Origin of the sequence: Intestinibacter sp., from assembly GCF_051866655.1 — a bacterium.
Taxonomy (GTDB): domain Bacteria; phylum Bacillota; class Clostridia; order Peptostreptococcales; family Peptostreptococcaceae; genus Intestinibacter.
Genome location: NZ_JBJDXL010000247.1, coordinates 1 through 19,879, shown reverse-complemented (window position 1 = coordinate 19,879; position 19,879 = coordinate 1). Strand labels below are relative to the sequence as shown.

Here is a 19,879-nt window from a genome sequence, read left to right as displayed (position 1 = left end):
TATTTTTTTGATAAAAAAACCGATACATGTGCAGATTCATCAGTACATGTATCGGTTTTAATTTTATTTATCGCTTATAGATAATTTTCCAAGTCTTCTATTGTCAGATGCTCCGAAATAATGTCCATCAGAAATTCCACCTGCTTGGACAGCTCCGAAGTAAAGCTGATCCTTGACATCTACATAAGGATATCCACTTTCGCTGACATCTATAATGTAGTCCTCATCTCTGCCATCTTCAAGCATCAATACACCTGGTTCATAGAATATTACCCTTGATTTGTTTATTGATTCTTGTAGATCTTTTCCAAAGTATAGGTTGTCTACTAAAATAGGTGCTAGCATTTTTAGGATTCTAACTCCTCCTGGAGTACCTATACCCATTATATAGTCATCGCCTTTTTGGATTATAGTAGGGCAAGTGTAAGTTCTAGGTCTTTTTCCTGGTTCGTACTTGTTGATTCCCTTTGTTCCAAAGCTCTTTAAACTACTGTTTAGATAAAAACCATTTACTTTCTTTTGAGAGCCGTAGAAATGACCAAGTGTGTTTGTGCATGAAACCACCATTCCGTCCTTGTCTACTATTACAAAGTGTGTAGTACTTTCACTCTCGTCGTCTTCACTGTATGTGACACCTTTTTCTTTTAGTAAATTAGTTATATATTCGTCTGTAGTTAATTCGTTGTAGTCTACTGGATTGAAATCCAAGTCAGACATCTTTTTGCCTCTATCGTAATTAGATAGAGTAGTCGCTGTATCTAAAACCTCTAAGTAATTGCTTACATCGTTTATATCCTTAGATTGGCTTTGTTTTTCTATGATTTCAAGCATTTGTATAAGTGGAGTCCCTGAAAATGGTGGTGGGGCTGAAACCACTTTATAGCCATTAAATTCTCCAGAAACTGGTTCGTTTATTTTGACTTCGTATTTTGACAAGTCAGATGCATCCATAGAACCTGCTTTTGCTATATTTTCTGCTATTTCACCGCTGTAAAATGCCTTTGCACCATTTTTTTGGATATTTTCAAGTGTGTCTGCTAGCTCGCTTTGAACTAGTGTGTCCCCTTCTTTTAGAAGGCTTCCATCCTTTAAGTAGTCCTCATCCTGTGATAGCAGGCTTGAGAATGAATCCATGGCCTTGACAGTATCTTCGTTGACTTCTACTCCATTTCTAGCTAAATCGACAGAATATCCTATTAAAGTAGATAAATCTACTGTTCCATAGTCCTCAGAAATCTTTTCCATACCTGCTACAAAACCTGGTACACCTACATCACTTTGTCTCTCTTCATTTGAGAAAGGTGCACAGTCCTTGTAATCGTAAAATTTATACTCGTCACCTGAAGGATCGTATATAAGCATACCTCCTCCACCGCCTATACCTGATGCGTAAGGCTGAGCAACTCCTAAAGCATATGAAACTGCAATGGCTGCGTCTACTGCATTACCGCCTTCAGCTAGAACCTTTTCGCCTATTTCTGTAGCAGCTTGATTAGATGTGCTGACTACATATGAATGGCTACTATCTACAGTGGCATTAGTATCGGTATTATCATTTCCCTTGACGAATTTAAAATAACAAATAGCACCTACAATCAATGCTATTATTATGCCCAATACTAGTCCAAAATTTCCATTTTTCTTATTATTTTTTTTCCTATTTTTTTGCATAACATCATTCTCCAATAAAATTATTCCTAATAATTGATGCCATTTTCTGTGTAGCCTTGAGCTTGTCCATCTGCTGTGTTATCTGTAGTGTTTGTCGCATCGTCTGAAGTATTTTGTGATGCATCGTTCTTACTTTTTAAGTCGACTTTTATGGCATTTTTTAGAAGTAAAGTGTCTGACCCGACTTCATAATCACCTTCACTCAAGTTTTTAGTTAGAGTGTTGTAAGTTCTCTTTTTAAAGTAAGAATTAGTTGTAACAGTTGGATATCCATCCTTAATTCTAACTGGAACAATTTCAAAGCTGCAATTTCCTTCTTCATCTAAAAAATAATTTAATACTATGCTGTCTTTAGTTCTACTCCATCCTTGGTCGAACACAAAGTTCCCCATACTATAGAAAATAATACCATCATTGTACTTTTCTATAGGCTGTAACACGTGTGGATGAGAACCGATTACTATATCAGCACCAAAGTTTATTAAGTTTCTTCCCAATTGCTCTTGTCTTTCAGTTTGGTCAAATCCATATTCGACACCCCAGTGGATATTTGCTATGACTAAGTCTGCCTCCTCTGATGCCTCTCTGACTGCTTGGTAATATCTCATTGTGTTAGTAGACAAAATACCTGCCTTACCTGCTGTAGCTGAGAAGTTTTTAGGAATTATGTCGCTGACTGATACTGTCGCGATTTTTATTCCATTTACTTCTTGGATATTGTACTTGCCAGCCTCTGTTATATTTTTGCCAGCACCTACATAATCTAAACCTGTTTGTTCTAATTTGTCTATAGTATTTACTACTCCATCAGCACAGAAGTCGGCTAAGTGGTTATTAGCTAAATTTATAAGCGTAAATCCACTTTCCTTTAAGACATCGGCTGTTTTTGTCTCGGCATTGATGTGTATTTCCTTGTCGTTTTTTTCGTAATCTGATGGATTATCTATAAGTACACATTCTAGGTTTCCTGAGACATAGTCAGAATCCTGCCATAAGCTAGATACTCCTGAAAACATGCCGCTGTAATCGTCCTTTGAACCCTTGTTCATTATTGATCTTCCAAGCATCATATCTCCAACAACAGTACCCTTTACTAAGCTATCACCATCATAGGCGCTTTTAGTTTTTGTGGCGTTGTCTTTGCCAATTGCATCTCCCATTATGCCTGCTCCGAATACTACTAGAGATAGTACCAATATAATAGCTATTACAGACTTACCTGATGTTTTAGGCTGTCTTTTTATGAAAGCTTGTATTTTTTCCTTTAAAGTTAATTTTCTTTCCATAAAAATCACCTACACTAAGTAAACTATTTGCATTATTCCATAAACTACAGCAGTCATTACAAGAGTTGAAACTAAAGTTATTTTCACACCTTGCTTACAGTAGCAGTTTGATAGTAATGCAGGCACTATTATACCTATTCCTCTGAATTCGAAAGTAGGAAATGGTGTCATTGGATAAATGGCTTCAAAGATAAGCTTTAGGGCTACTGCTATTACAATAGTCGCAACAAATCTTCTTCTACCATATAGTATAACAAACTTAGGCAGTATAAAGTTTACAATGCCGTAAGTTATAAACGAAACTAAAAATATTAATACCATTGTTATAGGTGAATCAAAAACTAAAGCCAGGTAGCTTGCAACGATAATTCCACCTGGTGTGATTCCAAATGACTCTACAAATAGTAGAGTTGCGACAACACCTATTATCAATGACATGTAAAAATCTGTTATATACATGTGTCCCTCCTCAATATGTCTTTAAATAATCTCTCTAAAATAAGTTTTGAAAATGAGCACTTAAGCTTCCTTTCGCTCCAAAACTAAATCCTTCACTATTTGAATTTTCTTCATCATTTATATAAATTCCAAACATTTCTTGTAATAAAATATCTGCATCTCCATGTATATTACCTATACCGTAGATTACTCTATCTTTAGACATAGAATATAATTTTTCGATTAATTCTTCTATATCTAAATCTGATAAATCGATATATTCCTTGATATTATTCAACTTACCAGCTCGGATAGCCTTGTCTATATGATCGCTACCTTCTCCCATAGCCACCAAAGTCACATCCCCTGTGAAATAAGGGAAGCAATCCGCGATAAATTGGTCAGTTCTATCGACCCTATCCTCTCTACCATTGAATAAAATAATTGGATTGTCTGTATTTTGAAGATTTCCTTTTATTTTATCCCAAATAGCTAGAGTAGATGATGGCTCGTTTGCAGCAAATCCATTTACAAAAATACTGCTCTCTCCTCTGCGTCCAAAATCAACTATAGTAGCAGCACCTGGATCTGGGTTAGCAGCTAGCATTCCTTCAAACGCAACCTCAGGATCTATCTCTAAAATTTCTGCAACAGCTAGAGCAAGAGATATATTGTCTTCAAATATTGTATATTTGAATTTTTCAACTAGTCCCTCTGGTATTTTTGAATTGTCTGCTACAACTATTTTTGTATTTCTCTTTTTGCATTCCTCTGTGAAATAATCGACATAAGGTCCATTGTCGACTACTAAATAGCCATCATGTGGTATAGTGTTTGAAAATGCCATCGCAATTTCATCTGTAGTTGGACCCATTACATCTAAGTGGTCTTCTAAGACATTGACGATTACTGTTATATTTGCTTTAAATATGTCGTTTTGGTAGACGTCTTGGTATTCTGGTCTGACAGCCATACATTCACAGACTAATGCATCTGCCCCAACCTCTCTCGCCTTGTCGATTACTTGAATTTGTTCTTTTATATTGGCACCGGCTTTACGTCTTATTACCTCTTCCTTGTCCTTGTTCCAATATATCATCCTTGGTGATGTACCAGTTGTCTTACCTACGACTTTGTAACCTGCCTCACTTAAAACCCCTGTTACAAGTCTAGTAACGGTAGATTTTCCTCTTATACCGTTGACATTTATTCTGACGGCTAAATTTTTTATATTATCCTCGTTTTTACGTTTTTCTCTCACTCCTAGATAAAATAACATAGCTATCCCCACAGCTATTATTATAAGTTGAATTATAGTAGTTTTATCGTACATAACATCCTCCTTTCTAGATTTAATTACTTAGTTAAATATTAAATTCTCGCTATGGAAATATCAAACTGATGTTCTTTATTTTGATTATATACAAAATAAACACATCCTATTCACATCTTTTAATATTTTTTCCATAAAATTGTAACATTATTGTAACCTTTTTTATTATAAATTATATTCTATCATATATTTTTAAATAGTAAATTAAATTTTTATAAATAATTGTCACAAAAAATTAACTTTATGAGTTTTATGGTATTTATTGTAAATTTTAAAAACAAACATCTATATACGCTCTATAAATATCTGTTTTCAAAACACAATTTAGACTAAAAATAAGCCGATTTTGTTTAAAAATCGGCTAAAAATATATATATATAAATTTTTCGGTAACTACTTTAAAATGTCCTATTTAAAAGTTTCAGCTATGAAAGCTTCGATTTCTTTAGCTGTTCCAAGTTCTAAAACTTTGTCAGCAAATGCCTTCATATCAGCTTCACTTACAGAGTTTATTAATTTTCTAGCTGGTAATATAGATATTGGACTCATAGAGAATTCATCTAGACCAAATCCTAAAAGTATAGGTATCATTCTTTGATCTCCTGCAGCTTCTCCACACATTCCAGCCCATTTACCTTCTTTATGAGCATTTTCTATAACCATTTTTATTAATCTTAATACAGCTGGATTAAATTGGTTATATAAGTAGCTTATCTTTTGGTTCATTCTGTCTACTGCACAAGTGTATTGGATTAAGTCATTTGTTCCTATAGAGAAGAAGTCAACGTGTTTAGCAAGTACGTCAGATATAACTGCTGCAGATGGAACTTCTATCATCATACCAACTTCTACTTCTTTAGAGTAAGCTATACCTTCAGCATCTAACCCAGCTTTTACTTCTTCACAAGTAGCTTTAGCTTGTAATAATTCTTCTAGAGAAGATATCATTGGGAACATTATTCTTAATTTTCCGTGAACACTAGCTCTATATAAAGCTCTTAATTGAGTTGTAAATATTTCTTTTCTATCTAGGCAAAGTCTGATTGCTCTGTATCCTAAGAATGGGTTCATTTCTTCGTCCATTTGTAGGTAGTCAAGTTTTTTATCTCCACCTATATCTAGAGTTCTTATAACAACTGGTTTTCCACTCATTCCTTCAAGAACTGCTTTGTAAGCTTCGTATTGTTCGTCTTCAGTTGGGAAATCACTTCTATCCATGTATAAGAATTCAGTTCTGTAAAGACCAACACCTTCAGCGTCATTTTTAAGTAATCCATCAACATCGTTTGGAGTACCTATGTTTCCTGCTAATTCAACGTGTTTTCCATCAGTTGTAACAGATGGTTGTCCTTTTAATAATTCTAATGATTTTTTGTATTCCTCAAATTCTTTTTTCATTTGAGCGTATTTATCTATAGTTTCTTGATCTGGGTTTATTATAACTTCACCAGTATCTCCGTTGAATACTACGAAATCTCCGTCTTTGATTCTTTCTGTAGCATCAGTTAAACCAACTATTGCAGCAACTTCTAAAGTTCTAGCCATTATAGCTGTATGAGAAGTTCTACCGCCGATATCAGTTAAGAAACCTAAAACTTTCTTTTTGTCCATAGTAGCTGTATCTGATGGAGTTAAATCATGTGCAACTAAAACTACTTCATCTTCTAAAGCTGCTAAGTCAACTATTTTAACACCTAATAAATGTCTTAATATTCTGTTAGTTACGTCTTTTATATCTGCTGCTCTTTCTCTCATGTATTCGTTGTCCATAGATTCAAACATACCAACGAACATTTCTTTTATTTCATTTAATGCAAAGTCTGCATTTACATTTTCAGCCTTTACTTTGTCTATTGCAGATCCTAATAATTCTGGGTCTTCTAAAACTAATAAATGAGATTCGAATATTTGAGCTTCTTCTTCTCCTAATTCTACTTTAGCTTTATCTCTAACTTTTTCAAGTTCTGCTTTTGATATTGCTACTGCATCGTTTAATTTTGCTACTTCTGCATCTACATCTGATATTGATTTTTTTTCTATTACTAATTCATTATGTTCTAACACTAACGCTTTCCCAAGAACAATACCTGGTGAAGCTGCTGTTCCTTTAAACATATTTATTCCTCCTAAAATATAACCCTATTTTTATTTATTTTATATGAAACTGAATCTCTCAGATAATTTCTAGTTGTCTAAAATTTTACGCAAAAACCTGGGGCCTCCCCAGGTTTTCTTTTGTTTTTATCGGTTTGGATTATTCACCAAATCCGCTTTCGATTAATTCTACTAATGCATCTACTGCAGCAGCATCGTCTGCACCTTCAGCTTTTATAACTATTTCTTCACCTTGTCCTAAACCTAAGCTCATTATACCCATGATTGATTTAGCATTTACAGTTTTTCCTTTTGCTAATACTTCTACTGTTGAAGTGAATTCTGAAGCTTTCTTTACAAACATTCCTGCTGGTCTAGCGTGTAAACCTGTTGCGTTTTTTATTACTACTGATTTTTCCATAATGTAACCTCCTAATTAAAATACATAAAAAATTTAAATAGGCATTTTTTTCAAACTCTGATTTTTAAAATCATTGAGAATTATATCTATTATTGCCTTTTCATTTTTTTCTTTTTTATTTACCAAAATAATGTATTTATTTTCATTATTTTCATAATCATAATCATTTGAATCTATCTTCGTATTGATCAAATCTATTACTTTTGAAAAATCATATAAATTCAAAACTTCTATATTATTTTCCTCAAGTTTTTTTTCATATATACTATAAAAAATATCCTTATATGTAAATTCCTTATCGAGATTTAATATGTTTCCAAGCTTTGGAACTATATCCTCAAGTAAAACTCTAAGGCTTGGCGATCTCTTTATTTTTAATATACCGCAAAGCTCTTTTATTGTATCGATGTCTAAATTTTTTATAGCCTCAAAACAAGTCTCTTCATCATATCTAAAATCCGCATTGAAGAAATACTTAACTCCATCATATCGTTTAAATACCTTCATTGTATCCATATATCCAAGCTTTGCAATTTTATCCATATGATCCTTGTCTTTATTTAGTGAACCGCCGAGACTCATAGACGGTCTTATCACTGTTAAATTTATGTCTTTGTACTTTTGTATACTTTTTTCTCCTATATTGTCATTTGATAATCTAATAACTATTATATCATCATAACCTCTACTAGCCAATAACCCAACAGGTGTATTGTCTGAGAAAAATCCATCCAAGTACAACTTATCATCTAATTTATCTAACTGAAATATTGGTAAGCTAGCACTTGCGATTAAATAATCGACAAGCTGTCCTTCTGGTATATCCTCCTTCATAAGATGCTTAGGAACTATTTTTTTATTATCTAAATAAACAGTCACTAAACCAAAATCCTTAGAGGAATTTCTAATCTTTTCTTCATCTATATTCTCTTTTAGTAAATTTCTCAAAGGTGTTATATTGATTCCTTCATTTTTTCTAACTTTATTCATAAGCTCTAAAATCGCATTTATGTTTTTAGGCTTCATGGCGATATTTTTGTATTTTTCGTAGAAATCCTCTTCTATGTCCATAAAGCTCTTGTAGTCTTTATTTAACCAAATATCCTCCATACTTTTAAAGTCATCTTGAACTATAAATGCTCCATTTAAGGCTCCTATCGAAGTTCCAGCTACTCCATCAAACTCTATTCCTAACTCCTTTAAAGCTTTATATGCTCCAAATTGGTAAGCACCCTTAGTGCCTCCACCTGATAAAACTAAACCTTTCATTTACATCACCTAATTTAAAATCCAAGTGCTATAAACATTATATCGTAAAAGCTATAAACTCATTTTGCTATTTTAAATCTAGAGAATTTTTAATTCTCTTCTCTATTATATTTTCTAAGAAATCTATCTCATTTTCAAGGTAATATTTTTCCTTTAAGAGAGAAATTTTTTTGTCTTGTATTTTTACATTCGTTTTATTGTTGGAAACTTTTGAAAAATCATCTGAAACCATTGGTATTGTTAAATTTTCCACAATTTTTTCTTCTATTTCCATCTTTCTCTTTGAAAGTGATATTACCTTTTTAGATAGATCTTCTATTTCTTCATAATTTTCATCTTTAAAAATCTTCAATTTCATGACCTTATTTGGATAGTAATCAAATATTTTTTTGCCCATTTCCTTGCCAATTATCTTAAAGTATTTATCGTATACTTTAGAATTTAATAAGCCTACTAAATACTCATATGAAAATTCCTTCTTATACTTGTCCTTTATATAAAATGAGTAGACATCAGCGCTGACATAGCTATTATCAACGTCTATAGCAAATCTATTGTTTCTAGATTTATAGGGATACATTATCTTTTTCTGTTCGAATAATTGCTTATCCCTACCCCATTGTAGCTCATACCATTTTCTAGTGTTCTTAATACATTCTCTTCTACTAGATAGCTTTTCTTTATAAGGCAACAAGAACGTGTCTATTACAAATTTATAATCTTCCTCTCTGTCTATATCGTTTGTGTAAATCAATTTATATTGTGAATTATTTATTATATATTTCCCCACATTCTTGTTTTTTATCCAATTTTTTAATAAATTTTTGTTTATTTTTTCTATATTTTTATCGTCATTTCTTATGACAAATGCCTTATCACATCCTGTAATTATACCTTGAAAGCTTTCACAAATTTCTTCTAAAAAATATTGACTCTTGCTTTGAATCTTGTTGTAAAACTCAAATTCCTCTTTATCCACCATCATCCAAGACTCTCCAAGAGAATCTAGATTTATATTTATTTTTTTAAAATTTCCTTGGTTTAAATAATCCTCTAAATTTGTTATCTGCTTGATACTTATATTATCATCTATTATCTTGTACAAATCTATATAATTTTTCTTAGAATATTTACGCTTAAATAAAACTATACAGCTCGCTATCCCGAGATTATTAAATATATTAGCACCTAAAAAATCTACTATCGTATTTATATCACAATTTTCGATTAAATACCTTCTGAGAAATTTACCTGAGGGACTTTGCATAAAATACCTAGGCGTAATAATACCGGCAAGCCCATCTTTATCTAGCAGGTCTAAAATCCTCTTGTAAAAACAAAAATATAAATCACCTTTACCCCTGTAGACTTCTTCGTATTCTTTATATAAAAATTTCTTATATTCATTGTCTAGTAATTTTTGACCTATATAAGGTGGATTTCCAACTATATAATCAAATTTATCCACACCGAAAACATCTTTGAAATCTATCTTCAAGCTGTCTCCACAAAATATATTAAATTCCTCTATAAACTCTGCATCAGTTTCTTCTAATATATCCACAAATTGACTTTTTAAAATATCCAAGGCATCTTTATCTGTATCCACACCAAAAATACAGTTTTTCATAATATGTAAGCCTATATTTTCTTCTGATATAAAATTTTGTCCGTATTTTTGGTTTAAATTATCTATATTTTGATAAAATTTTTTATAAAGTATTTCATAAGATTTTATCAAAAAATTTCCACAGCCACAACATAGATCTAAGACTCTAGGATATGGATTTTCGACTATATCGTGTGATTTCAATGTCTTATCCAGTATATATTCAACTACTATATAGGGAGTATAGTAAATACCTCTCTCTTTTCTCGTCTTAATATCTAGATGACTTTCGTATTTTTTTGAAACTGCAAAACTCCCACTCATAATTTTTCCCCCATTAAACGAAAATTATATTTATTCACAATTTCTACAGCTATATTATTTAAATAGAAATACTAATTATCCACAATTTACAAAAGTCAACTTCGGATATAATTTGCTAAATATACCCAAAATTGACCCCCTAATTGACCTTTAAATTAAATTTGTATTCCTACTTTTTATAATTTATTGTACATATCTTCTCCAAGAATTTCTTCAAATCTTGAATATGCATTTTTAGTAAGCATTCCATAAAGAGCTCTTAGTAAGTCTATTGCAACATCTCCATTGAAGTCTTGTGATAAAGATACATATGGAATTTGAACTAAAAGTTCGTTATTTTTATTTAAAACGAATTTTTCTACATTATGTATGCCATTTAATTCATTTATTAATTTTATAACATCATCCTTCTTAGACTCATCTACTAATTTACCAAAGAATATAGTAATTGTAGTATAGGCAGATTCATCCAATATTATACCTAATAATAATTTATTTTTTTGATATTCTTGTAATGATCTAAAAAATACCATTTTGTCATTTGAAACGACATCAAACACCTGTGACATTTGACTTTTTCTCAAAGATTCTTCAATTAAAATTTTCTTTACTTCTAAATCAGCCATTTTAGCACCCCTTTTTATTTTTTAGCATCTATATAAGTTAATATACCCTGTGCAATTCCCTCTGCCAATTCATCTTGATATTTACTGTTATTTAAGTTTTTTAATTCTGAGGAATTACTTAAAAAACCACATTGGATATATACAGCAGGTATACTATTATCTCTTAACACACTCATATCATAAGCACTCGTACCCCTGTCTTTAGCCTTTACATAAGCTGATATAGAGGTTTGCATAATGACAGCCAAGTCATAAGAACCATTTTCTGAATCTTTTTGGTAGATAGTTTCTACACCTGAAGCATCACCTGATTTTTCACCAGCCATATGAATAGACACAAATACCTCTGCTTTTTCATTTTCTGCTAGAGCTTTTCTCTCGTCTGAACTTAGGTAAACATCCTCTTGTCTAGATAAGATCACGTTTATATCGTCTTCTTTAGCTAATTTTTTTGCGACTTTTTTAGCTATTTTTAAATTCATGTCCTTTTCTTTTATATTAGATGTAACATATCCTGTTTCATAGCCTCCACAGCCTACATCTATAAATACATTGTGTTTCTTTTGTAAAGTATCTTTATCCTCGTCTCCAACATCAAATTGTTCATCAGAATTTACATTCGACTTGTCCACCTTGCCGCCTGTCAAAGAGTCCTTTAGGGAAATTATATTAGGCCAGACATTGCTTACAAAGCTGACTGTTTTCTTGCCGACAAATCCCACTGCAAAAAGAACTATAATCGCACAAACTATAACTACTATAAGCTTTTTCTTATTAACAGATGTTTTCTTTCTGTGTAAACCCTTTTTTCTTTTTTTCCTACTTTTAGTAGTTTTTTTATTGGTTATTTTTCTCTTAGTCACTAGCTTCACCTTTCTTATATCAAAAATTCTTATTATAAGAAAATCCTTCTTCTAAAAATCTACAATGTTGATTTTCTACAAATACACTTTATAGGAATTATACTTATCCATATTTTAAAATGTATATAATTTCCTATCTATTATAAAGTAATTTTATCATTTAGAAAGGCTTTTTTCAAATATTATTGACATTTAAACTGATTATTAATCATAATATCCGAATATTTTTATATATCTTTTTTCACCTACTTTTAAACTAAGTGGATAATTCAATAAATCATAAGTATGCTGGCAGATTAAATAATCGACTAAAAAATTTCCATCTAAAATGACGTCGCTTATTATCATAGTATGATATGCCAAATTATCCTCATATATAAGCTGTACAATGTCTCCAACCTCTAAATCGTAATAGTCCACCTCCTCAGCGTAAATCCCAAAATTATGCGTATTGCTAGAATTATTTCCTATAATATATTTGTAAAAAGGCTCTGCTGCAGTCCAGCTAGGGGTTCTGCTCATGTCGCTGTACCAATACCACTGTTTTAATATATTATTACCCTCATGATCAAAAGTTATACCTCCAGCATGTACACATTGTGATATAAAATTAGTGCAATCACCACCCCAATTTTCATAATCTTTATAGGCTGTATTCCTTGATAATGCCCATTTCATGGCGTATTGCGCAGCTGCTTCTCTATTGTATTTTGTAAAATTTACCATTTTCTCACTCCCCATAGATTTTTCTCCTATTTGAACAAAAAATATCGTTTTATATCGACATGAAACTATTTTAAGTACGACGTTTCATTAATATGAAACAATGTTTTGAAGTGCATAATCGCTCAATATATTTTTTATTTTTTTAAAGCATATAGAAAACTCAATTAAATTGCACACCTTGCTTGTAAGCTCAAAGCTAGATATACAAATCACTAAATTTCTATCATTGAAATAAAAAACTGGATCCTCGCATATATAAATCGATTCGCTTATCAATTCGTAAATATCGTACCCAACATATCCTCTGTACTTGTCTAAAATGTCATAAATTTCCTCCATTATATAATTTTGTATTATTCTCTCAAAATCTACTTCCTCCTTAAAAAGAGTATCTAATGTAATTTTTTCCATATTATTAAAATCGTAATTATAACTAGATATATGGCTGATATCTGTAAGTCCAATAATTTGTGAAAATTCTACGGGTATGCTGATTATATTATTTTTATTAAAAGCTCTTTGAAATTCGGAAATAACGTTGATATTTCCTACTATTAATTCCTCACCTAAGCTCGACATTACAACCTCTTCAAAAATACTCACATCATTTTTTATAAATTCATTTACAAATGATGTAAATTTTTCCACCTCCTCACTTTGAGTTTCTACTTCAATTTCAGGATAATTTAAAAAAAACCTAATATTATTTATTTTTTTATCGATCAATCTATTTGTAATATTTACCATACCAAATACCTCCACTAAATATACTCTAGATACTCCTATAACATTTATAGTAAATTTTATGAAGGCTAGGCTTTGTATATTCTCTAAAACGCAAAAAATACCACATAAAACTACACTACTTTCAAGCATAGTATTATGTGGTATTTTAATATCTCTAAAAATTTATTATCCTATTATTCTTCTAGCAGTTACATATGTTTTTACATAGTAAGAAGAGTATAGATTTTCGTATCTTACAGTTTTTCCTGGGCTTGGAGCATGTATAAATTGTCCATTTCCAACATACATACCTACATGGTGTATACGGCTTGTACCACTGTTAAAGAATACTAAATCCCCTGGTTTTAGATTGCTTTTGCTGACATATCTTCCGTTTGATGCTTGTGCTGCTGAAGATCTATTTAAGTATATTCCAGCTGCATTTTTGTAGCAATAATATGTAAGACCTGAACAGTCAAAAGAATTTGGTCCAGCTGCTCCATAAACATATGGTTTACCAACTTGTCTTTTTACCATATTTACAACAGCTTGTGTTTTTGAGCTGACATTAGTTGATCCACTGTTATTATCGTTATTTGATGTTGAGCTTCCACTCTTTAAGTCAGCTGATGTTCCTGAAGTTATTTTTAAATAATCTCCACAAACATATCCTGTTGTTCCGTTTTTTAATTTAACTTTATACCAACCATTGCTGTATTGTTTTTGTATTCCAACTACATATCCTTTGTAAATATTTCCTTTTATACTGTAAGATGTAGATGGGCCTGTTCTAAGACGTAATGTACTTGTAGTAACTCTACCAACTTTTTGAATTGTTGAGTAACTTTTTACTACGTAAGCTCCACCTTTGTTAGAATCATCATTATCTGTTGAAGTTGTTCCAGATACTTTTAAGTATTTTGGACTTACATATCCAACCTTTCCTGATGATGTTTTTATTTTGTACCATCCATTGCTGGCAGTACTTGTAACTGTAACTTTTTGACCTTCTGTTAAACTACCTACTATACTGTAAGATGTACCTGGTCCTTTTCTTATATTTAATGCATAAACTGTTACAGTTCCTGTTTTTGTTGATGATTGAGTTTTATATGTTGAAGTTGTTCCTGTATTTTCTGTGTTAGCTGCATCAACTGTTGCTGTTTGTGCCCCAAGTGATACTGAAGTTGCAACCATTCCTAAAGCTAAGGCTTTAGATAGTGTCGATTTTGTTTTCTTCTCAGTAAACATATGTTTGACACTCACCCCCTAATTATTAATAATTTTATATTTTCTATTTTAGCATATTTCGGATTATTTTTCCAGTCAATTAGGGTGTTGAGGTCATTGTATACACTTTTTAAAACAAAAAAATTTTATAATATATGTTTTTTTAACTTTAAATTTAAAGCAGAAAAACATTTTCATTCGATTTTTAACCTATTTTTTTTGATAATATATTTATTTTTTAATAAATTTACATATCTATATTTTTTCACAAGTTTTTGGAGCTTTATTGACGATTATCTTTGTTTTACAAATAAATTTTTAATAGTATCTTCTAATATTTGCATTTCTGCTACCTTTAATACTTTTATAAAAACTATGTAAATTGTCGCTCCAAATAAAATACTAACTGCTAAAGATATAACTTCTGCTAAAAATGCCATACCTAAAGCTGAAATCAAACTATTATAAGTAAAAATCACACATATAGACATAGCTATTGAAGCCAGCAAGGATTTAACAAATGTAGAAAAGACTGCCTTTCCATTAAAAGATCCTACCTTTCTTCTTAGACTAAAAAACATCAAAACTACTGTCACCATATATGAAATACTAGTAGCCATCGCTAGTCCCATATAGCTAAACGGCTTTATAAATATTAAATCCAAGATTATATTTATAATTACAGATAATGATGAGTTTATCATAGGTGTCTTTGTATCTCCTAGTGAATAAAATCCCCTGCTCAAAATCTCCTTGACAGCATAGCCTATCACACCTATAGCGTATAATTTAAGTGCATTAGAAGTCATTACAGTGGATTCGCTGCTGAAGCTTCCTCTTTGTAGAAGAACTCTGACTATCGGCTCTGATAAAATTACAGCTCCAACCGTTATCGGAACTACTACTAATAGCAGGCAGTTACTGGACTTGACGATTATCTTTTTAAAGCTTTTTTTATCATCGTCATTTACAAACTGAGACAGCTTAGGATATATAACTGTGATCAAAGATGTTACAAATAAAGCCACTACAAAATCATTTAGTCTAGAAGCATAGTTGAGAGCAGAAAGCTTACCATCGCCTAATGTACTTGCAAGCGCCTTATCCACATATACATTTAGCTGACTCATCGCCACACCTATCATCATCGGTATGCTCAATTTGACCATTTTTAAAATCGATTCATCCTTCAATTTTATATAAAATCTATATCGATAGCCCTTCTTGTGCATAAATGGAACTAGTAATAAAACCTGACCTACAAGTCCTAATAAGGCACCTATTGCTAGATAATAGCTCCCATATCTCACACTTAGGAATATAGATATTATTATACAGATATTGTAGACAACGCCCACTAGAGCTGCCGGCAAATAGCTGTCTTTAACCTGTAGAAAAGATGATTGTATCTTATTCAAAGATAAAAATAAAACTCCAAGCATCATAATACGTAAAAATTTGACTGCCAAATCAAATTTTTCGCCTTCAAAACCAATAGCGAATATTTTTATTATCTCTGATGCAAAAATTATACCCAATATTGACACTATTATCGAGAATATAGATAAAATATTTAATATATTATTGGTAAATTCAAGAGAACCTTCCTCTCCTAGTCGCTCTTTAGTATCGTAGTACACAGGGATATACATCATGTAAATCACCGAACCTACAATAGATATAATCAGACCCGGGATATTGAGTGTAAGTACAAATACATCTGCCACCATGCTTGTACCGTAAAAATTAGCTAATATAGTCTCTCTTAAAAATCCCAATACTCTAGATAATAATGTCGCTATCATAATTGTTACAGCGTTTTTTGCAGTTCTCGACACTCAGTTCCCCTCCCATACTTTTCATCTCTTTTATATTTTTACCAATCTTTTGATTTTTATTCATTTTATAAGATTAATATTAAATTTATTTTAAGAAATCGTTAAAAAGGGAATATTTACCATTTAGCAAATATCCCCCTGATTTAATTATTTAGTTTGACTGTATTTAAGCTCATTAGATGAACTAAGCTCTGTACTATTACGTCCCATTTGCTTGACTACTAGAGTATCTAAATTATCGACGTAATCTACCTCTAGTGTATTTGGATCTATAAATTTAGTCTTCACAGCATTTCCATTTAAATAAACCTTGCTATTTATAGTGAAATTCTGTCCATTTAGAATGATCTTGTTGTCCTTGATATCGATGCTTTTTATCTCTATCTCATCTAATCCCATCTTTATAGTGTTTTTCTCAGGCTTTTCATCTTCATCTATATAATAAGATTTTCCGAATAAAACATCGTACTCTATAAGATCCTGCATCTTAGAAAAATCCTCTTCATCCTTCATGTATGTGTTAAATCTTTCCATTGGGCCGTATTCTAATCTGGCTTCTTTGAACATAAGTGAGCTAAATTCATAAGATTCTATCTTTTCTATATCATAGTTTTCTATATCGTAGTTTGCGTAAAACGCAAATGGAGCCTTGTATTTATTTATATAAAAATCATCTTGTCCAAAAACCTTCAAATTAGGCATATGGTCAGAGTAGAATAAAATTATTGTATCTTCATCTCTTTTATCTATCATGTCAACTAATTTCCCTACTAAATCATCGCTGCCCTTTATTTGGTTTACATAGTAGTAGATTTCATTTTCCATCTCTTTATCTAAAGTACTAGTCACCTTTATAGGGAAGTCGTAATTTTCTGCATCTGTAGGATAGCTGCTGTGTCCTTGAACACTTATTGTATATACTAAATCAGAGCCTTCAGTAGAATCTAAAGCCTTTTCTATATAATCAGCTAGGATAACGTCCTTGACCCAATTTTTTTCATTTAATTCGTAATTATTCATATATTCTTTAGATGTGAAATCGTCAAATCCCAATTTAGCATAGGCATTATTTCTGCTATAAAAATTTCCCTGGAAATTATGTATTGCATGAGTTCCATAACCTTGTGAACCTAAAGTCGTAGCCACAGAATTATAGTATTTACTCTTAAGTATAGTATTATAAGGTATCTCACCAGGAGTAAGGTAATCTATATTATGTCCTGTCATAGATTCGAATTCAGTTCTCGCAGTTCCACCTCCTGTAGTTGGAACATTTGCCATACCACTTGTGTATAATTTAGTCAGTTTTCTAAAGTTTGGTATTGGATCCTCGCTGAATTTTACTTCTTTAATCTCTGTTGGATCCATAAACGCTTCTAATTGTACAAATAAAATATTAGGCTTAGATTGGTTAAGCTCTCTATCGTCCTCTGCTGCAGCTTTGTCGACTCTTTCTTTGATTTTTTCTATATTTTCTTTTGAATAATCGCTTGGTTTAGTTCTTATGTATCTTAAGCATGATTCTACTGTCGAATAAGCTAAACCATTGCACTTGTAGGACTCAGCTATATCCCACTTTTTAAATCTCATTATATGCTGTGCTCTTTGATTTTTCACAGTTGAAAAAAAGCCTATTGATACAACAAAAATAAGCACAAAATTGATTAATTTAAATCTCTTTGTATCAAAATCCAATCTATATAAAAATACTGCTATTGCTATCAAAAACACTAAACATAATACACCTAATATGACTACAGTTTTATTAATATACTTATCTGCTATTTCCATAGCTTCACCTATCGAATACAAATCTGAAAAAGTAAGCGGCATACCCCTAACATCCATCAAGAAGAAAGTTACTACTGATACTCCTAATATTACCAAGAATGATAAAAAATATACCATATATTTTCTTTTTGCTAAAAAAAATATTGATGTCAGCATCAATATAAGCAAATAATTTGCTAACACTACGCCTGGTGTTTTTACAAGCAAGCTACCTACCTCAGCTAAGCTTCCTCTAAGGAAAAACTCTGTCGCAAACACTAATACCAAGCCACCGATTAACCATAATAAAATTTGATGTTTTGTTTTACTATCTATCTTAAAGATATCATTTAATTTTTTCAAAATTATTCCCCCTCGTAATTATTTTTCCATATTTTTCACATAGAATCTATGCTGACGGCGAACTTTCATCATTTGAATTAATATAATGTTCTACTTTTCAAGCTTATTTTATTATAGACTAACTGACATCAAATTTCAATTAAATAAGTTATACAAATTCATTACAATTTGCTTACAATTTTGCAATAAAAAATACTGCTCCCAAAGCAGTCATAAGACTCGTCTTTAAAAGCAGTATTGTATTTCAAACTATTGTTGAGAATCTACATCTTGAGCTTCAGTATTTTCCACTGATAAATTTTCATCATTTGTAGCCGGTTGATCTAGTGTAGCTTGTTCTTGTTTATCTTCTTCAGTAATAGTTCTTATTAATACACCATTTGTACCGAATTCATAAACAACACCATCTATTGTTTGTATTCCTGTAACCATAACACCATCTGTTCCTAGATAGTACATTTCTCCGCCTATACTAGTCCAGCCAGTGTATAATTTACCAGTTTTCTTGCCGAAGTAATATCTATTTCCGCCGATTGTTCTCCAACCAGTACGTCTAACACCATCTGTTCCTAGATAGTATTTACTTCCATCTACAGTTACCCAACCAGTACGTTTTGCACCGTCTGTACCTAAATAATAAGTTTTTCCACCTATTGTAGCCCAGCCAGTATATAGTTTACCTGTTGTTTTGCCTAGATAGTAAGTTTTTCCACCTATACTAGTCCAGCCAGTGTACATTTTACCTGTTGTTTTACCAAAGTAGTATTTATCGCTGCCTATTGTAGTCCAGCCAGTACGTCTAGCACCATCTGTTCCTAAATAGTATTTATATCCACCTATTGTAGCCCAACCAGTGTATAATTTCGCAGTTGTCTTACCGAAATAGTAAGTTTTACCATTGATAGTTGTCCAGCCCTTAGCTAGAGTACCATCAGATTTTCTATAGTATTTTTTACCATTTTCAGTAAACCATCCACTCTTTAATATTGTTATATTATAGTAGTTAGCTATATAATCATCTGAGTTTGATGTATTTTTTATTAAAACAACTGTTCCGATAGTTACTTGGTCAAATAACCACTCAACTTCATCATTGTGCATTCTTATACAACCATGACTTACATTTTTACCGATAGATGATTCATCGTTATTACCATGTATACCATAAGTACTTCCATAAGTTCCATTTATATTTAGACCCATCCATCTTCTTCCTAAAGGATTTCTTGGATCTCCTCCTGGTATATTTCCCTTATAAAATGGTCTATCTACTATTTTGTTTACAATAGTAG

General features: G+C 31.5%; 16 protein-coding genes. All 16 read right to left on the bottom strand.

Features of this window, described 5'->3' with window-relative positions; genetic code table 11:
- Positions 1-63: 63 nt before the first annotated feature.
- Entirely contained in the window at positions 64-1,671 is a 1,608-nt protein-coding gene (locus tag ACI3VO_RS07360; RefSeq protein WP_439757284.1) for a gamma-glutamyltransferase family protein, read from the bottom strand.
- A 26-nt stretch (positions 1,672-1,697) separates the two neighbouring features.
- Positions 1,698-2,957, bottom strand: a complete 1,260-nt coding sequence (locus ACI3VO_RS07355) for a CapA family protein (RefSeq protein WP_439757283.1) — start codon at positions 2,955-2,957, stop codon at positions 1,698-1,700.
- Between the two features lie 9 nt (positions 2,958-2,966).
- On the bottom strand, positions 2,967-3,416 hold the full coding sequence (gene pgsC / locus ACI3VO_RS07350; RefSeq protein WP_439757282.1) for a poly-gamma-glutamate biosynthesis protein PgsC: 450 nt from the start codon (positions 3,414-3,416) through the stop codon (positions 2,967-2,969).
- Between the two features lie 34 nt (positions 3,417-3,450).
- Positions 3,451-4,728 (bottom strand): poly-gamma-glutamate synthase PgsB, encoded by a 1,278-nt coding sequence (pgsB, locus tag ACI3VO_RS07345; protein ID WP_439757281.1) that lies wholly within the window; start codon positions 4,726-4,728, stop codon positions 3,451-3,453.
- A 408-nt stretch (positions 4,729-5,136) separates the two neighbouring features.
- Positions 5,137-6,843 carry a phosphoenolpyruvate--protein phosphotransferase gene (gene ptsP / locus ACI3VO_RS07340; protein WP_439757280.1) on the bottom strand — a complete coding sequence of 569 codons (1,707 nt, stop codon included), beginning with the start codon at positions 6,841-6,843 and terminating at the stop codon, positions 5,137-5,139.
- Positions 6,844-6,982: 139 nt separating this feature from the next.
- Positions 6,983-7,243 (bottom strand): HPr family phosphocarrier protein, encoded by a 261-nt coding sequence (locus ACI3VO_RS07335; RefSeq protein WP_320627332.1) that lies wholly within the window; start codon positions 7,241-7,243, stop codon positions 6,983-6,985.
- A gap of 33 nt (positions 7,244-7,276) precedes the next feature.
- Complete coding sequence (locus ACI3VO_RS07330) at positions 7,277-8,512, bottom strand: patatin-like phospholipase family protein (RefSeq protein WP_439757279.1); 1,236 nt, start codon at positions 8,510-8,512, stop codon at positions 7,277-7,279.
- Between the two features lie 67 nt (positions 8,513-8,579).
- Positions 8,580-10,445, bottom strand: coding sequence for an Eco57I restriction-modification methylase domain-containing protein (locus tag ACI3VO_RS07325; RefSeq protein ID WP_439757278.1), 1,866 nt, complete (start codon positions 10,443-10,445; stop codon positions 8,580-8,582).
- 176 nt (positions 10,446-10,621) lie between these two features.
- On the bottom strand, positions 10,622-11,071 hold the full coding sequence (locus ACI3VO_RS07320; RefSeq protein WP_439757277.1) for a hypothetical protein: 450 nt from the start codon (positions 11,069-11,071) through the stop codon (positions 10,622-10,624).
- A 14-nt stretch (positions 11,072-11,085) separates the two neighbouring features.
- Positions 11,086-11,943 carry an N-acetylmuramoyl-L-alanine amidase gene (locus ACI3VO_RS07315; protein WP_439757276.1) on the bottom strand — a complete coding sequence of 286 codons (858 nt, stop codon included), beginning with the start codon at positions 11,941-11,943 and terminating at the stop codon, positions 11,086-11,088.
- A 195-nt stretch (positions 11,944-12,138) separates the two neighbouring features.
- Positions 12,139-12,675, bottom strand: coding sequence for an amidase domain-containing protein (locus ACI3VO_RS07310; RefSeq protein WP_439757275.1), 537 nt, complete (start codon positions 12,673-12,675; stop codon positions 12,139-12,141).
- 72 nt (positions 12,676-12,747) lie between these two features.
- Positions 12,748-13,407 (bottom strand): hypothetical protein, encoded by a 660-nt coding sequence (locus tag ACI3VO_RS07305; RefSeq protein WP_439757274.1) that lies wholly within the window; start codon positions 13,405-13,407, stop codon positions 12,748-12,750.
- 165 nt (positions 13,408-13,572) lie between these two features.
- Complete coding sequence (locus ACI3VO_RS07300; protein WP_439757273.1) at positions 13,573-14,637, bottom strand: C40 family peptidase; 1,065 nt, start codon at positions 14,635-14,637, stop codon at positions 13,573-13,575.
- A 272-nt stretch (positions 14,638-14,909) separates the two neighbouring features.
- Positions 14,910-16,454 (bottom strand): murein biosynthesis integral membrane protein MurJ, encoded by a 1,545-nt coding sequence (gene murJ, locus ACI3VO_RS07295; RefSeq protein WP_439757272.1) that lies wholly within the window; start codon positions 16,452-16,454, stop codon positions 14,910-14,912.
- Positions 16,455-16,601: 147 nt separating this feature from the next.
- Positions 16,602-18,587, bottom strand: a complete 1,986-nt coding sequence (locus ACI3VO_RS07290; RefSeq protein WP_439757271.1) for an LTA synthase family protein — start codon at positions 18,585-18,587, stop codon at positions 16,602-16,604.
- 249 nt (positions 18,588-18,836) lie between these two features.
- Positions 18,837-19,879 (bottom strand): N-acetylmuramoyl-L-alanine amidase family protein (locus ACI3VO_RS07285; protein WP_439757270.1); only part of this gene is annotated, 1,043 nt, incomplete at its 5' end.